General features: G+C 38.4%; 18 protein-coding genes, 1 pseudogene and 1 other annotated feature. Of the genes and pseudogenes, 4 read left to right on the top strand and 15 right to left on the bottom strand.

What is annotated here, in order from left to right:
• Nucleotides 1–197 precede the first annotated feature (197 nt).
• Together HT693_RS07075 and HT693_RS07070 are read right to left on the bottom strand one after the other, a co-directional pair.
• Nucleotides 198–473, bottom strand: a complete 276-nt coding sequence (locus HT693_RS07075) for an HU family DNA-binding protein (RefSeq protein WP_001284639.1) — start codon at nt 471–473, stop codon at nt 198–200.
• Between the two features lie 106 nt (nt 474–579).
• A complete protein-coding gene (locus HT693_RS07070) occupies nt 580–1,419 on the bottom strand; it encodes a DegV family protein (RefSeq protein ID WP_050207568.1) in 840 nt (279 codons plus the stop codon).
• 141 nt (nt 1,420–1,560) lie between these two features.
• Here HT693_RS07070 and HT693_RS07065 point away from each other — a divergent pair, with 141 nt between their 5' ends.
• Nucleotides 1,561–2,409, top strand: a complete 849-nt coding sequence (locus tag HT693_RS07065; protein ID WP_000592055.1) for a YitT family protein — start codon at nt 1,561–1,563, stop codon at nt 2,407–2,409.
• 92 nt (nt 2,410–2,501) lie between these two features.
• Here HT693_RS07065 and HT693_RS07060 read toward each other — a convergent pair whose 3' ends face one another.
• Nucleotides 2,502–3,419 (bottom strand): bifunctional riboflavin kinase/FAD synthetase, encoded by a 918-nt coding sequence (locus HT693_RS07060; RefSeq protein WP_172925068.1) that lies wholly within the window; start codon nt 3,417–3,419, stop codon nt 2,502–2,504.
• Between the two features lie 478 nt (nt 3,420–3,897).
• Between HT693_RS07060 and HT693_RS07055 the strand changes: the two are divergent.
• Nucleotides 3,898–4,038: pseudogene (locus HT693_RS07055) on the top strand (TIGR03943 family protein); the annotation flags it as partial.
• Between the two features lie 138 nt (nt 4,039–4,176).
• Here the strand turns inward: HT693_RS07055 and rpmA are convergent.
• The 4 genes from rpmA to HT693_RS07035 all read right to left on the bottom strand — a co-directional run bounded on the left by rpmA (nt 4,177) and on the right by HT693_RS07035 (nt 6,079).
• Entirely contained in the window at nt 4,177–4,470 is a 294-nt protein-coding gene (gene rpmA / locus HT693_RS07050) for a 50S ribosomal protein L27 (protein ID WP_000916509.1), read from the bottom strand.
• A 16-nt stretch (nt 4,471–4,486) separates the two neighbouring features.
• Nucleotides 4,487–4,831, bottom strand: a complete 345-nt coding sequence (locus HT693_RS07045; RefSeq protein ID WP_000613692.1) for a ribosomal-processing cysteine protease Prp — start codon at nt 4,829–4,831, stop codon at nt 4,487–4,489.
• Between the two features lie 15 nt (nt 4,832–4,846).
• Nucleotides 4,847–5,161 carry a 50S ribosomal protein L21 gene (gene rplU / locus HT693_RS07040; protein ID WP_000109141.1) on the bottom strand — a complete coding sequence of 105 codons (315 nt, stop codon included), beginning with the start codon at nt 5,159–5,161 and terminating at the stop codon, nt 4,847–4,849.
• 35 nt (nt 5,162–5,196) lie between these two features.
• Nucleotides 5,197–5,316, bottom strand: a sequence feature (ribosomal protein L21 leader region).
• 64 nt (nt 5,317–5,380) lie between these two features.
• A complete protein-coding gene (locus HT693_RS07035; RefSeq protein ID WP_000509046.1) occupies nt 5,381–6,079 on the bottom strand; it encodes a YoaK family protein in 699 nt (232 codons plus the stop codon).
• A gap of 402 nt (nt 6,080–6,481) precedes the next feature.
• On the opposite strand from HT693_RS07035, the gene HT693_RS07030 reads away from it, so the two are divergent.
• Nucleotides 6,482–6,781, top strand: coding sequence for a YbaB/EbfC family nucleoid-associated protein (locus HT693_RS07030; protein ID WP_054392792.1), 300 nt, complete (start codon nt 6,482–6,484; stop codon nt 6,779–6,781).
• A 343-nt stretch (nt 6,782–7,124) separates the two neighbouring features.
• Here the strand turns inward: HT693_RS07030 and pta are convergent, their stop codons facing one another.
• Genes pta through HT693_RS07010 form a run of 4 tightly spaced genes read right to left on the bottom strand, consistent with a single transcriptional unit; the run spans nt 7,125 to nt 10,509 of the window.
• Nucleotides 7,125–8,099 carry a phosphate acetyltransferase gene (gene pta / locus HT693_RS07025; protein WP_000451579.1) on the bottom strand — a complete coding sequence of 325 codons (975 nt, stop codon included), beginning with the start codon at nt 8,097–8,099 and terminating at the stop codon, nt 7,125–7,127.
• Nucleotides 8,100–8,142: 43 nt separating this feature from the next.
• The gene (locus HT693_RS07020; protein WP_172925067.1) at nt 8,143–9,039 is read right to left on the bottom strand and encodes an RluA family pseudouridine synthase; all 897 of its coding nucleotides are present in this window, start codon (nt 9,037–9,039) and stop codon (nt 8,143–8,145) included.
• A complete protein-coding gene (locus HT693_RS07015) occupies nt 9,036–9,854 on the bottom strand; it encodes an NAD kinase (RefSeq protein ID WP_000799048.1) in 819 nt (272 codons plus the stop codon). The genes HT693_RS07020 and HT693_RS07015 overlap by 4 nt, the downstream gene beginning before the upstream one ends.
• Nucleotides 9,838–10,509, bottom strand: a complete 672-nt coding sequence (locus tag HT693_RS07010) for a GTP pyrophosphokinase family protein (protein ID WP_000171679.1) — start codon at nt 10,507–10,509, stop codon at nt 9,838–9,840. Before HT693_RS07010 ends, HT693_RS07015 begins: the two co-directional genes overlap by 17 nt.
• A gap of 698 nt (nt 10,510–11,207) precedes the next feature.
• Between HT693_RS07010 and HT693_RS07005 the strand changes: the two genes are divergently transcribed.
• Nucleotides 11,208–11,396, top strand: a complete 189-nt coding sequence (locus HT693_RS07005; protein WP_050302761.1) for a hypothetical protein — start codon at nt 11,208–11,210, stop codon at nt 11,394–11,396.
• Nucleotides 11,397–11,582: 186 nt separating this feature from the next.
• Here HT693_RS07005 and HT693_RS07000 read toward each other — a convergent pair whose 3' ends face one another.
• From HT693_RS07000 to HT693_RS06985, 4 genes are all read right to left on the bottom strand, one after another.
• Entirely contained in the window at nt 11,583–12,014 is a 432-nt protein-coding gene (locus tag HT693_RS07000; protein WP_000379281.1) for a DUF2335 domain-containing protein, read from the bottom strand.
• On the bottom strand, nt 11,998–12,204 hold the full coding sequence (locus HT693_RS06995) for a hypothetical protein (RefSeq protein ID WP_000917045.1): 207 nt from the start codon (nt 12,202–12,204) through the stop codon (nt 11,998–12,000). The genes HT693_RS07000 and HT693_RS06995 overlap by 17 nt, the downstream gene beginning before the upstream one ends.
• 163 nt (nt 12,205–12,367) lie before the next feature.
• Nucleotides 12,368–13,324: an N-acetylmuramoyl-L-alanine amidase family protein gene (locus tag HT693_RS06990; protein ID WP_172925066.1), complete on the bottom strand. Its 957-nt coding sequence runs from the start codon at nt 13,322–13,324 to the stop codon at nt 12,368–12,370.
• A gap of 2 nt (nt 13,325–13,326) precedes the next feature.
• Nucleotides 13,327–13,656 carry a phage holin gene (locus HT693_RS06985; RefSeq protein ID WP_023938735.1) on the bottom strand — a complete coding sequence of 110 codons (330 nt, stop codon included), beginning with the start codon at nt 13,654–13,656 and terminating at the stop codon, nt 13,327–13,329.
• Nucleotides 13,657–13,800 lie beyond the last annotated feature (144 nt).

The following is a 13,800-nucleotide window of genomic DNA, read 5'->3' as shown; positions in this document are numbered from 1 at the left end:
ACAAATCGATTGAGGAAGTAAAATTAATTTCTATAAATGTTTTAGAAATTGTTTCGTACTATTTTAGATTCAACTACTATATATACAATATTTTCGGAGCATTCAACTTTTTAACTCTATTTATTACTAGATTTCATAATTAAAAAGCCTACTGACCAAGCTAGAAAGCTTGATACAATAGGCTTTTTAAAGGCTGATTATTTAACAGCGTCTTTAAGAGCTTTACCAGCTTTGAATGCTGGAACTTTAGAAGCTGCAATTGTCATTTCTTTACCAGTTTGTGGGTTGCGACCTTTACGTTCTGCACGCTCACGAACTTCAAAGTTACCAAAACCGATCAATTGAACTTTTTCACCAGCTGCAAGATAGTCAGCTACTGCTGCAAATACAGCTTCAACTGCTGCTGCTGAGTCTTTCTTAGTCAATTCTGTAGCTTCTGCTACTTTAGCGATCAAATCTTGTTTGTTTGCCATGTTAACGATTCCTCCAAATAATTTCTAATTAACAAATATAATCATATCCTAAAATCCCTTTTAGGTCAAGTTAAAAACGCTATTTCTTCCCATTTTCTTTATTTTTTTAGGAATGGTAACGTACCAAAATAGCCCAAGCGTTCTCACCTGTGTGAGTTTGAATAATGGAACCCGTTTCCAAAACAGAAATTGGCTTTTCAACATAAGCTTGTAAGCTTTCTTTCATCTCTTTTGCCCAATCATCACTACCAGAATATGAAATTCCAATCTCTGCTACAGAACGTTCAGAGAGAGATGTTATCAACTCATCTAACCATTTTTTAAAGGTTTTAGCTCCACGACCTTTAACCATTGGCTGCAATTCATGGTCTTTCATTTGCATGACAACACGGATATTGAGAAGGGAGCTCAACAATCCAGTTACACGGCCAATTCGTCCACCTTTGACAAGATTTTCCAAAGTTGAAACACCAATATAAAGCTCTGTATGGTTTTTAACCTCTTCTACATGAGATAAAATTGTCTCCATATCTTTACCTTCTTGAGCTAACTTCGCAGCCTCAACAACTTGGAATTTCAGGGCTTGGTCAGTGAAGGAACTATCAACAACAGTCACGTCGGCAGTAGATAGGCTAGCACCTTGACGCGCTGCTTCTACAGTACCCGAAAGAGCATGGGACATATGAATAGCAAGAATCTGGCTACCATCCTTGCATAGGTTTTCAAACACTTCAGCAAAGACACCTACAGGCGGCTGGCTTGTTTTCGGAAGATTCTTAGCTTCTTGCATCAAGTGAAGAAATTTACCTTCTTCTTTCAAATCAGCATCAGAATAAACAACATTATCAATCATTACAGATAATGGAACAATTGTAATATCTAATTGCTTTACTAGTTCAGGTTCAATAGTAACAGATGAATCGGTTACAATCTTAATTTTTGTCATAGTATCAATCTTTCTATTTTAGGATTCAGATTGGTTTCCTTGCTTCTAATTATATCAAAAAAAAGATTAAAAATCCTAATGGAGTCAATCAAATTTTCCGTAAAATTTGATATAATCAACTTATAAGAAAAGAGGTGTCCTATGATTAAAAAAATTTACCCCATTTTTACCATTTTACTAGGTGCTGCTATTTATGCTTTTGGACTGACTTATTTTGTAGTTCCCCATCATCTCTTTGAAGGAGGGGCGACAGGCATTACCCTCATCACCTTTTATCTTTTTAAAATCCCTGTTTCCCTCATGAACCTGCTGATTAACATTCCCCTTTTCATCCTAGCTTGGAAGATCTTTGGAGCTAAATCCCTCTATTCTAGTTTACTAGGAACATTAGCTTTGTCCGCCTGGTTAGCTTTTTTTGAGCATATTCCCCTTCATATTGATCTTCAAGGTGATTTACTAATCACAGCCCTTATAGCGGGAATCCTATTAGGAATTGGCCTTGGAATTATTTTTAATGCTGGAGGTACAACTGGCGGAACTGATATTCTAGCTCGTATTCTCAACAAATACACTCATATATCCATAGGAAAACTGCTCTTTATCTTAGATTTTTGTATTCTCATGTTGATTCTCCTAATCTTCAAGGATTTGAGATTGGTTTCCTACACGCTTTTGTTTGATTTTATTGTTTCTCGTGTTATTGATTTGATTGGTGAAGGAGGATATGCCGGCAAAGGCTTTATGATTATCACAAAACGTCCTGACCAACTTGCTAAGGCAATTAATGATGACCTCGGAAGAGGTGTTACTTTTATTTCTGGTCACGGCTACTATAGTAAAGAAAATTTGAAAATCATCTACTGTATTGTCGGTAGAAATGAGATTGTGAAAATGAAAGAAATGATTCATCGAATCGATCCTCAAGCCTTTATAACCATTACAGAAGCCCATGAAATCCTAGGAGAAGGATTCACCTTTGAAAAAGAATAAAAAGAGGTAGTGTAGTGATCTCAAAAGTTAGACTACATCATCTATCTTTTGGGTTACAGACAACCTCTTTTTTGTTTTATTTACTCAAGCTCTTAAGACCAATTCCGAGTTACTTCTTCATCAGTCTTTAACTGATCCACTAATTGGTCAACTGAGTCAAATTTGGTCATATCTCGAATGCAATCAAGCCAATAAACCATGACGGTTTCCCCATAAATATCTTGATTAAAATCAAAAATATTGACTTCAAAACGTGCTTCTTCTCCATCAAAGGTCACATTTTTCCCGACACTAGCCATAGCACGATACTTCTGTCTTTGAATCTCAACATCAACGACATAAACGCCATCTGCTGGCATATAAGTACGGTCTAAAAGCACTAAATTCGCTGTCGGATAACCAATTGTACGACCACGAGCATTACCATGAACCACCATACCTCTTGATGGAAGCGGTGCCCCCAAAAGTTTTCCTGCTTCTTTCACATCTCCATCTAAAATAGCTTGACGGATACGAGTTGAACTAATCTTTCCTTTCTCATCTTCTACAGGTGGAACAATGATAACTTCTCCATCAAAGTAATCCTTTAAATCTTCTGCTGTTTTTTTGTCAGAACCAAATGTATAATCAAAACCTGCAACAATAATTTTGGCATTCATAGCCTTGATATAAGTTGCAAAAAATTCTTCTGCCGTGAGACTAGCGAATTGACTACTAAAATCAAGGAGATATAATTCTTCTACACCTTCGCGCTTTAATTTTCTTTCACGTTCAGCAGGGTTCAAAATATGCAAAAACAAATCTGGATGATAAGGCTCTAAAGCGATCTTTGGAGATTCATTAAAGGTCATAACGACGATAGGCAATAAATCCTTTCTCGCAGCCTTGTTGGCAACACGAAATAATTCTTGATGCCCCTTATGTATGCCATCAAAATAGCCGAGAACAACGACTGAATCAGATGGTGTGCCAATATCTTTTTGGTTTTTTATAGGAATAGTAATAATCATAAAATAATTATATCATAGCGATAGCTATTTCTGGAACAGAAAATCTGAAATGTCGTTTTTTTCACCTGAAGTGTAGCTGTTTTCAAAAAGCACTTCACTCTATCGTTGCTTAACTATGAACTTTGCAATATTCTTCTCAAAAACTTGTAGGACATCTTCAAAAGTTTGAAAGGAGTGATTAGACTTGTTCGGTAACCATAAAGTGTCATACTATGCTTATGTATGAAAAAGCAATGCAACTAACTCCTGAGAACTTTAAATTACTAATTGGTGCCGAAAAGGTAGAATTTAGAATCGAGGTACACCTATGACTGTAAAATTTACAAAATGAGACAACTTGGGCAAGATGTTTGAAGAATTTCCTAAACTCCCTGATTTGAAGCAAGTCACTTTCCCTGATGACAAAGAAAAAGCCAAAGCAGCAAAGAAAAACTAGATGACTGCTTTCCAACAACTCCCATCTAATGTGCTTCAGACTGGGTTATTTTTCTCTCCATCTGTTATCTTGGATTCTCGCTAAAGAATATCTTTTTCCTTATCAGAAGGAACGGCTCAAGCCATTCAGACAAGTGAAGGGATGACAAGCCAATATTTGAAACCAGATACCAGTTCTTATTTCATTTTACTATATTAAAAAGTATGGGTACCAAACAAAAAACAGGCTCTCCGAAAACTCGGAAAGCCTTATTTAATGCTACTTCTAGCTTCCTCGCCTTTACAGTTCAAGGCTCGGGATAAAAAGGTTCACTGAACCTTTTTATTTAGCGATTGGGTAAACAGAAACTTGTTTTTTATCGCGTCCTTTACGTTCAAAGCGTACTACGCCTTCAACTTTAGCGAACAAAGTATCGTCTCCGCCACGACCAACGTTTACACCTGGATAGATGTGTGTACCACGTTGACGGTAAAGGATTGATCCACCTGTTACAGTTTGTCCGTCAGCTGCTTTAGCTCCAAGACGTTTTGCTTGTGAATCACGTCCGTTTGATGTAGAACCTCCACCTTTTTTGTGGGCGAAAAGTTGCAAGTTGTTAAGAGTCATTTTTAACATAATGTTTTCCTCCGTGTTAGTTTTCTGTGATAACTCTGGTTTGGACGAACTCAGACGAGTTCTCCGATAAGTTTGCCATACCTAAGAAAAATGATTCAAAGAATAACTGGGTCATTTCTCTCTGGTGTGAAGGAAGATCTTTTGGAATTTCAACCATCAGATAACCACCTTCATCTTCGTTTAATTCTAGGATTGGTTCATAGCCTGCAAATTTCTCAATAGAATTGATAAAGTTAATGGCAAGCGTAGAAACCGATGCACACACGACATCTAAGCCGCATTCGCCACTCTCGGCGTGTCCAGTAATTTCCGCATTCCTCAGCTCGCCATCTTCGGCTCTCTCAAAGACTGCTTGTATCATGTGTTCTCCTTAAAATTAAGCGTTGATTGCGTTGATGACAACTTTAGTATATGGTTGACGGTGACCTTGTTTACGGTGGCTACCTTTTTTAGGTTTGTACTTGTAAGTAACCACTTTCTTTTGTTTTCCTTGTTTTTCAACAGTTCCAACCACAGTAGCTCCAGCAACAAGTGGAGTTCCGACAACAGTGTTTTCACCACCAACAAGAACAACTTCGTTAAAAGTAACTTCTTGACCAGCTTCAACGTTCAATTTTTCAACGTAAACTGCTTGACCAACTTCAACTTTAACTTGTTTTCCGCCAGTTTTGATAATTGCGTATGTGCTCATTATGCACCTCCTATGATTTTTATGGGTTTCCCCGACTTTTTGTGAAGACTCGCCTAGCATCGTGGGACGAACCACTTAAAAGAAGAGCTCTATGTAGAACAAAGTTTAAATTTGTTCTACGACGAGCAACGATGTTCGTGCGGTTGCACAGGATTGTGCATAGTCAACTCTCTAAGTATAGCATATCTCCTATTTTCTTACAAGTAATAACACCTAAAATCAAGCTTTTTCTTTTACTTTTTTCCGCCACGAGGCAAAAAGCATGCTGATATAAAAAATGCTCATCATAATAGGAACACCAAGAATGGTCTTTTCATGATAGAAAATCGTCAAATAGGCTGAAAAGACAACGCCAAGGATAAAACTACTAAGCAGGCTAACAAATATGAACCCTTCACGCAAAAAAGGAGTGTGCTTAGTTCGGAAATAATTTCCAAAAGCTAGCATTGTTCGTTTGATATTCCCTGTCATAAAGGCATTATTATAAGCAATACCCGAAACCTCACCAAAGGCAGTTGTCACCAGTCCCATACAGAAGGCCAAGGGCGGCACTAGATAGATATTATCTACAGTTTGTGGCACAAAAGCAATAATTATTGATAAGATTACCAAAGGAATCAGTGACAGAATTGGCTTTTTCACAATTCTCAATTTTTCCCTATAAATGGTTAGTAAAAAAACTCCCAGCATAAACGCTATTAAGGTTAAAAGCTTATCCCTAACATCCGAAACATTATTCTGTATTAGCTCTACCGAAAGAAAGACAACATTTCCAGTTTGTCCAGCTACAAGGGTATTCCCGCGAACAATAAAAGTGTAAGCATCCACATATCCAGCACAAAACGTCAAAAAAAGTGCTAACCTTTTAGACTGACGTGATATTTTTCTTATAGGTAATAACCTCATTTTCCCTCCCATTGTATTTTCTCTTAGAAATATTGTACCATTTTCTTTCTAAAAAATCGTAGGCTACCATTTAGATTTTACTATTAGCATAAAAATAATAATAGACAACTATTTATCCGAAAATAGATAGAGGTACCATGTTTGTAGACAAAGCATACAAACCTTTAGTAAAATCATTTCCATGAAACTAGAATAGAGCCCCTCTTAACAAAAATAATTATTTTAATTTATTTCTAATCACTCCTTGATATAAATAACTCTCACCAATAAAAGACTATGTCTTAAAAAAATGGTATAATAAAATCAATACTTGGGCTTGATGGCTATGCTACTAATAACAATTAGGAGAGAAAATCAGGCACTTGTTAACAACAAGGATTATCCCCTTGAGATGAAAGGAACTTTAGAAATCTTATGATGAACATGCAAAACATGATGCGTCAAGCACAAAAACTTCAAAAACAAATGGAACAAAGCCAGGCCGAACTTGCTGCCATGCAATTTGTTGGCAAATCTGCTCAAGACCTTGTCCAAGCGACCTTAACTGGAGATAAGAAAGTTGTCAGCATTGACTTTAATCCAGCTGTCGTTGACCCAGAGGACCTTGAAACTCTTTCTGATATGACCGTTCAAGCCATCAACTCTGCTCTTGAACAAATCGATAAAACTACCAAGAAAAAACTGGGTGCTTTCGCTGGGAAATTGCCATTCTAAAAACAAGAAGCTAGAAAACAATACTTGTCGATAACAAAGGCTAAGAAAGGTGCAAAAATTATAAAAAACGCATAATAGCAGGTGTCAAAACACTCAATATTATGCGTTTTCTCATGAAAAAATTCTCTTTTCATACTCATTTAAAATCAAAAAGGGAATTTATCGTTTTACGGACATGTATATTACAGATTTCTATAGGTCGTATATAGACAGGATATCATCGCTTGGAAGTTGTCCTTTTTGACACCAATCAGTAATTTAGTTCTCAGGAGTTAATGGCAGTGCTTTTCGTACATGGTTTCATAACTACAGTATAGCATAGTATATCGCTTTATAGTTTTCACTATTGATGAACTGCTTGAGCTGCTGTGATAAGGGTTAACTTGTAAACATCATCTGCATTACATCCACGAGAGAGGTCGTTAACAGGCTTGTTCAAACCTTGCAAAACAGGACCTACTGCCGCAAAGCCACCAAGACGTTCAGCCATCTTGTATCCGATATTTCCTGCCTCGATACCTGGGAAGATGAAGACATTTGCTTGACCAGCTACCGTACTTCCAGGAGCTTTCAAAGCTGCAGTTTCAGGAACAAAGGCTGCATCAAATTGCAACTCACCATCGATTTCAAGGTCAGGGCGCAAGTCGTGAGCAATTTTAGTTGCTTCAACGACCTTATCAACGCTTTCACCAAAACCTGAACCTTTAGTAGAATAGCTTAGCATAGCAATTTTAGGCTCGATTCCAAACATCTTAGCTGTGATTGCTGAGTTGATGGCAATTTCAGCCAAAGCTTCTGCATCTGGATTGATGTTGATAGCACAGTCTCCAAATAGGTAACGTTCAGAGCCACGAACCATGAGGAAGGCACCTGAAGTACGAGTTACATTTGGACGAGTTTTAATGATTTGTAGGGCTGGACGAACTGTTGAAGCAGTTGAATGAATCGCACCTGACACCATTCCATCAACCAAGCCCAAGTAAACCAACATAACACCAAAGTAGTTTACATCTTCAACCAAAACCTTGCGTGCATCTTCTTCAGACATTTTGCCCTTGCGACGCTCCACCAAGGCAGCAACCATTTCTTCAAATTGAGGATAATGTTGAGGGTCAATGACTTCATAACCATCCATGATCCCTTCAATTTCAAGATAAATTTTAATTTTTTCAGGATTTCCTAACAAAACAGGAATCACTTCTGTTTCTTTTACCAAACGTTTAGTCGCTTGAAGAATACGTGGCTCTTCCCCTTCAGGGAGAACGATACGAGCATTTTTACCAACAAGGTTGGCTTTGAGACTTTCAAAAACTTCCATGAGTTTTCTCCTTTAAGATAATAATTATACTCTGAAACAGTTTTTATAGAGTATTAGTTGATAACTGGGTAATAAGGTTGCTGAAATCATCCGGCAAGGGACTTTCTAACTGCAAATCTTGCTCTAAAAATGGATGATAAAAGAATAGGTAATGGCAATGCAGGGCCTGACGTTGGATGCCGTCGTCCAGACTACCACCGTACAAATCATCGCCCAACAAAGGAAAACCAATATGAGAAAAGTGGACTCGAATTTGGTGGGTTCGACCAGTGTGCAGCCGAATGTCGACCAAGTGGATATTTCCATAAGAAGCTACAATCTTGTAGGAAGTATGGGCATATTTTCCACCTTTAGCCACCCGTCTGGTAATAATGGAGTCTTCATCACGCGCAATCGGGGCAATAATTTCCCCCTCTGACTCCAAGTGTCCATCACCTTTAACCAAAGCAAAGTAGCGTTTTTCAATGGACTTCTTCTGCAACTGCTTGTCCAATCGTGCATGGGCATAGCCGTGCTTGGCAAAGAGCATCGAGCCAGAAGTATCCCTATCAAGCCTGGTCACAATGTGAACTTGCTGATTTTCGTAATTTTGCTTGACGTAGTAACCCTTGATAAAATTGGCAATAGTATTGGAGTGGTTAACACTAGGAATAGAGGCAACTCCATAGGGTTTATTCAAGACTAGAAAGTGGTCATCCTCATAGAGAATATCCAGTGGGCGCTCGATAGCTTCCAAGGTTTCAAAGCCTTCCTCAGCGGGAATATCGATAGTAACGCGGTCCCCAAGATCCAATAGATAGGTTGCATTTTGTTGTTGGTCATTGACCAGAATAGCCCCACCTCGAAACTTAATCTTGGCCAGAAGCCCCTTAGAAACCTCGTGCTTTTTTAAGAAGGTCTTAACCTTGACATGCTCATCTGCGATAAATTCAAACCTCATTCGTCCACCTCGCCGATAAAGGCATCCTTAACACGGTTCCAGAAACTAGTATGGCTAGGAGTCGCGACAAAGTGAATCTTATGATGATCGATTTGATACTCAATACGCTCAATATTACGGAAAGAATAAACGCTATTGTCAACCGAAATGGTATGGTAATCATTTCTCGTTGGAATGAGTTCAATCTTATCCTTCTTAGGAACGATAATGGAAGAGCCCAGCGTTCGATAGACACGATTATTGAGGCTGGCAATTTCCGTTAATTGCAAAGCTTCAATGGTAGGGTGTAAAACAGCACCGCCAAGAGACTTGTTATAAGCCGTACTACCAGTCGGTGTTGAAACTGTTAGCCCGTCTCCACGAAAACGTTCAAAGGGAACACCATTGATGACAATATCTGCCACCATGGTTCGATCAGACCTGCGGATGCTGGCTTCATTGAGGGCACGAAAAATCTTGACCTCTCCATTTCCAAGAAAAACCTTCACATTTAGAACAGGGTAAGAAACCCTTGCTCCGGTATCTAGCTGCAAATTGGTCATTAACTTATCCAACTCAAAATCACGATAATCGGTATAAAAGCCCAGATGTCCTGTATGAAGACCGATAAAGCGTACCTTATCAAGTTGGTCTTCATACTTATGAAAGGCCGATAAGAGCATGCCATCTCCACCAATGGAAATGACAATGTCCGGACTGCTATCATTGAGTATAAACTGATTTCTTTTCAAACGATCTCGCAATTCATACAAAACCCTTTGACTCTGCGGTTTTCTATTGGCTATCAGGTCAATTCGTTTACCTGTATTCTTCATCTGTATCGTCACTGTTTCCTACACCGTCATTTAATTTTCTACTCAAAGGATCAAAAAGTGCCTGGGCTTCTTGGATATCATCACGAATTTCACCCATTTCTTCATCCAACTGATGGGCGATTCTAGCTGTAATTTCCAGTCGCTTCTTAATCTCCTCTGGGAAATCCCCTTGGTACTTGTAGTTGAGAGAATGTTCTATCGTTGCCCAGAAATTCATGGCCAAGGTACGTATTTGAATTTCTGCCAAAATAGTCTTGGCTCCATTGATGGTATCAACCATATATTCTACTACCAAATGATAGGAACGATAGCCTGATGCTTTTCGATGAGTAATGTAATCTCGCTCCTGTATGATTCGCATGTCCTGACGCTTGTGCAAAATCTCCACTACTTCCTTAACGTCATCTACAAACTGGACCATCACACGCAAACCAGCAATATCCTGCAAATCGTGCTCCAAGGTCGCATAAGTAATACCACGACGGGCCATTTTTTCTTTTATACTCTCAATTGGCTTGACTCGACCGGTCACAAATTCAATCGGAGAATGCTTATTTTGCTTACGATATTGCTTACGAATGCCACGAAGTTTAATCTTTAACTCACCAACAGCTTGAATGTAAGGATCTAGAAATTCTTCCCATTCTAAGGTCATATATTCTCCCTTATTCTCATATTATCCTTCAAAAATATCTTTGATTTTTTCTCCAGATTCATATACAATAAATACAATGCTTATTATACCATAAGTGAAAAACGTTTACAAATAGTTATCATCACTTGTAAATAGTTGAGTTTTTACTTATTTTTCGTTAAAATCATTTACACTAATTTCCATCGTTTTTTTAAATCGTATTCATCTTCGTATTCATTTTTACAATCATCTTTGCCCGTATAGTTGAGAAGGTTTCAATTTAATTCTAATAGTTTATAAATAGAAAACCGTGATTACTCACAGTCTTTTAAAAATAAAATAAAAAAACTCCATCAAAACTATTGACATTATGCAACCAAAGTTGTATAATGGATACATAAGGTTAAGGAGGAAACCTTAGACAAGGAAACTAGTAGAAAGGAACATGAAATGTTTAAGTTCAAAAAGAAACCACTCAAAGCAAAAACAAATAAGCTAGTAGTCAAAATAAACTTATTTATAATCAGCTTTGAATGGCACATCGAATTTGGATAGTGAAAAATCACTATCCACCCCTTCGGGGGTGTACTTAAATTATAACAGGAAAAACAATGAAAGTAAATCTTAAAGTTAGAAAAACCACCAAGCGTGAAAAAGTTGAATTTATTATTGGACTTCTTCTACTCCTATTTGCAGTTTGGTATTTTACGAGGTAATATATGTCAGTAGATCTTGAAGCTATCCGCTGGCTTTTAGACAACGCCACAGCCTATGCTATTAGCAAAAACTGTGGCATGTCTATTCAGGCCGTGGACAAGTATAAAAATGGTGTATCGGATATTATGAATATGCGTCTAAAACACGCTATCAGCATGATAACATACGCCCAGGAACTTAAAAAGCAGTGATTTCGGTCACTGTTTTTTATTTTTAACAAAACACCGTTTTTGACAATAATACACCACGATTTCCTCTCCATATTCTTCATGTAAACGCTTTTTTGAACAATAGGATTGTGATTTTGCTTTCTAATCGTTCAAAATGTGTGTTTTTGAAAAATAAAAAAACCGCAAGCCTGAGCCTGCGGTGAAAAATTATTCTTTGTCTTTGTTTTTATTTTGATTATTCCCTGTAAACAAACCAATTAGCCCTAATGCAGTAGTTCCAGTTAAGACACTACCTGCAATTTGTTTATCTGTTGCTATTAAGTAAATTCCACCAATAATAACAACGAGGGCGATTAAAAAGCCAAATAACTGTCCCAATTTATGAGAAGCAATATTCCCTGATAAGTATTTATCTTCCATCTCTCTACGATGTTGGCTTTCTGCAATACCATTATCAATAATCTTTTGAGCAGCATCCGGATATAGCTCTTTATATCCTTTGAGAATATCTGGATGAGGTAGGTCACCTTGATAGATTTCCAACTTCTGTAAAACTACTTGACGCTGTTCATGTGGTAAGCGCTCGACTTCATCAACAATATTATTGACTTCAATCAAATCTTTATTCTCGGTATCCAAATTTCATTACCTCTTTCTGAATGCCCATCGTTGATTTCTTGTAATCACTTTTGACTTTCTTCCAGTCTGGGACTGTATCAGCTTTTACTTTCGAAATGTTCTGGTTAAAGCTAAAAACAGGCAATACAATTGCTGTCATACCAAGTAAAAAAGACTTAAAGTATTGAGGTTGTTTTGTATTTTTTAACATCCCAAATTCCTCCTACTCGCTCCATAATATTTTTTTGAATTAACTTGATTATGACATCTTTCTTTAAAAAAGTCAATGTTTCTTACTCTTTTTAACAAAAAAATCCCCACAAGGACGAGTCCTGTGGGGTAGATAAACATTTTAGAAAAGTTTTCCTTTCCTTTTATTTTGTTGTTATAAGCCCGTCAGGCTCAATTTCAAACTCTGGCTTGTCTGCCATTGTTCCGTCTGCATTGAGGTAGTACCAGCCTGTTCCGTCTGCGGACTGGACGAAGGCGTTTGATACCATGGCACCTTCTTTACCGTCTAAGTAGTACCAAGTCTCCTTGTACTTGACCCATCCTGTCTTCATAGCGCCCTCTACGTCGAAATAATACCACTTGTCAGCGATTTTCTTCCAGCCTGTCGCCATTTCGCCTGAGTTATCAAACCAGTACCAGTTGCCGTCTGTGTGCTGCTTCCAGCGGTTCGCAAGCATATAGCCTGAGCCGTCGAAGTAATACCAGGTGCCGTTGACCTTCTCAAACTTGTCTTTTGGATAAGAGCCGTCTGAGTGTACATACCAATAGCCTATATCGTTCTTCTTCCAACCTGTTTCAATTGTCAAGCCACTTTCAATATCCTGCTTGAACTGTTCACGGCTAATGCCCCATTTGGCAAGATAAGGATACGGGTCAACGTGGTCTGAATGGTTGTCTGGTTGGTTATTGGTACAGTATTCATGTGTTTTGATACCTTCCAAACTGCTTGTATCAAGCGTTTTCGGCAAACCTGCTTCATCTGCTAGATTGCGTAAGAGTTCGATATAGAGACGGTAGTCTGTCATGAACTCTTCTTTAGTTGAATGGCTTTCAATCAATTCAACTGCCGCATAGCTTTCCGCATTCCAATCGCCCCCAACGTCCCAGGCACCATTATTTACAGGACCGACCTGCATGACACGGCCGTTACCAACGACATGAGAGAAGAAACCAAGCTCAGGGTTCTTTCTGTAGTGGTAGTCTGCCTCATTTTGAGCGGTTGAGTTGCGGTTGCCTGTTGAGTGGGCATGTACTTGTCGGTAAGGCTGTACCCCAACCTGGGGCAAGCCTGTACGTAGTCTGCTTGTATCGATATCCATCTCTACTCCCTCCAAGCGTCGTTCATCTGCTTCACTGCGGACTCCACAAAGGTATCCAAGTCCTTATCGGTCATGCTGATCTTATATTTGGTCAGCTCTGCCCGGATTTTAGTGCGAGCCTGTGCCAATTTTTCATCACCTTTATAACCTGTCTCAGCAGCCACCTGCTCCACGGCATGAACTGCGTTCTTGGCCAGGATTTCAGCGATGATTACCGCTTTCTCTCCACCTTTTCGCAAAAGATAGTCTTTCACCATTTTCACGATACTGCCTACTGCTACTGCTAAAAAGCCTGTCGCAAAAGCGATAATAAATTCATTAAATTGTGTCATGTGTTGTTTCCTTTCTATTCTCTATAAAACTTAACATTAACGGTACCTATATACTCCCTTAAGTTTGTACCAGTTAGATATATGACTCCTCGGTTATACATATCAGCCTGAATTCTTATTAATCTGCTATTATTGAGTTGTACA

It is taken from the genome of Streptococcus sp. 2154, assembly GCF_013277255.1.
In the GTDB taxonomy this organism is placed as follows: Bacteria; Bacillota; Bacilli; order Lactobacillales; family Streptococcaceae; genus Streptococcus; species Streptococcus pseudopneumoniae.
This window is presented reverse-complemented; position numbering and strand designations above follow the sequence as displayed.

Coding starts and splice junctions, on each gene's coding strand:
- HT693_RS07075 (WP_001284639.1), bottom strand. CDS start 473: ATGGCAAACAAACAAGATTTGATCGCTAAAGTAGCAGAAGCTACAGAA.
- HT693_RS07070 (WP_050207568.1), bottom strand. CDS start 1,419: ATGACAAAAATTAAGATTGTAACCGATTCATCTGTTACTATTGAACCT.
- HT693_RS07065 (WP_000592055.1), top strand. CDS start 1,561: ATGATTAAAAAAATTTACCCCATTTTTACCATTTTACTAGGTGCTGCT.
- HT693_RS07060 (WP_172925068.1), bottom strand. CDS start 3,419: ATGATTATTACTATTCCTATAAAAAACCAAAAAGATATTGGCACACCA.
- rpmA (WP_000916509.1), bottom strand. CDS start 4,470: ATGTTAAAAATGACTCTTAACAACTTGCAACTTTTCGCCCACAAAAAA.
- HT693_RS07045 (WP_000613692.1), bottom strand. CDS start 4,831: ATGATACAAGCAGTCTTTGAGAGAGCCGAAGATGGCGAGCTGAGGAAT.
- rplU (WP_000109141.1), bottom strand. CDS start 5,161: ATGAGCACATACGCAATTATCAAAACTGGCGGAAAACAAGTTAAAGTT.
- HT693_RS07035 (WP_000509046.1), bottom strand. CDS start 6,079: ATGGGAGGGAAAATGAGGTTATTACCTATAAGAAAAATATCACGTCAG.
- HT693_RS07030 (WP_054392792.1), top strand. CDS start 6,482: ATGATGAACATGCAAAACATGATGCGTCAAGCACAAAAACTTCAAAAA.
- pta (WP_000451579.1), bottom strand. CDS start 8,099: ATGGAAGTTTTTGAAAGTCTCAAAGCCAACCTTGTTGGTAAAAATGCT.
- HT693_RS07020 (WP_172925067.1), bottom strand. CDS start 9,039: ATGAGGTTTGAATTTATCGCAGATGAGCATGTCAAGGTTAAGACCTTC.
- HT693_RS07015 (WP_000799048.1), bottom strand. CDS start 9,854: ATGAAGAATACAGGTAAACGAATTGACCTGATAGCCAATAGAAAACCG.
- HT693_RS07010 (WP_000171679.1), bottom strand. CDS start 10,509: ATGACCTTAGAATGGGAAGAATTTCTAGATCCTTACATTCAAGCTGTT.
- HT693_RS07005 (WP_050302761.1), top strand. CDS start 11,208: ATGTCAGTAGATCTTGAAGCTATCCGCTGGCTTTTAGACAACGCCACA.
- HT693_RS06995 (WP_000917045.1), bottom strand. CDS start 12,204: ATGTTAAAAAATACAAAACAACCTCAATACTTTAAGTCTTTTTTACTT.
- HT693_RS06990 (WP_172925066.1), bottom strand. CDS start 13,324: ATGGATATCGATACAAGCAGACTACGTACAGGCTTGCCCCAGGTTGGG.
- HT693_RS06985 (WP_023938735.1), bottom strand. CDS start 13,656: ATGACACAATTTAATGAATTTATTATCGCTTTTGCGACAGGCTTTTTA.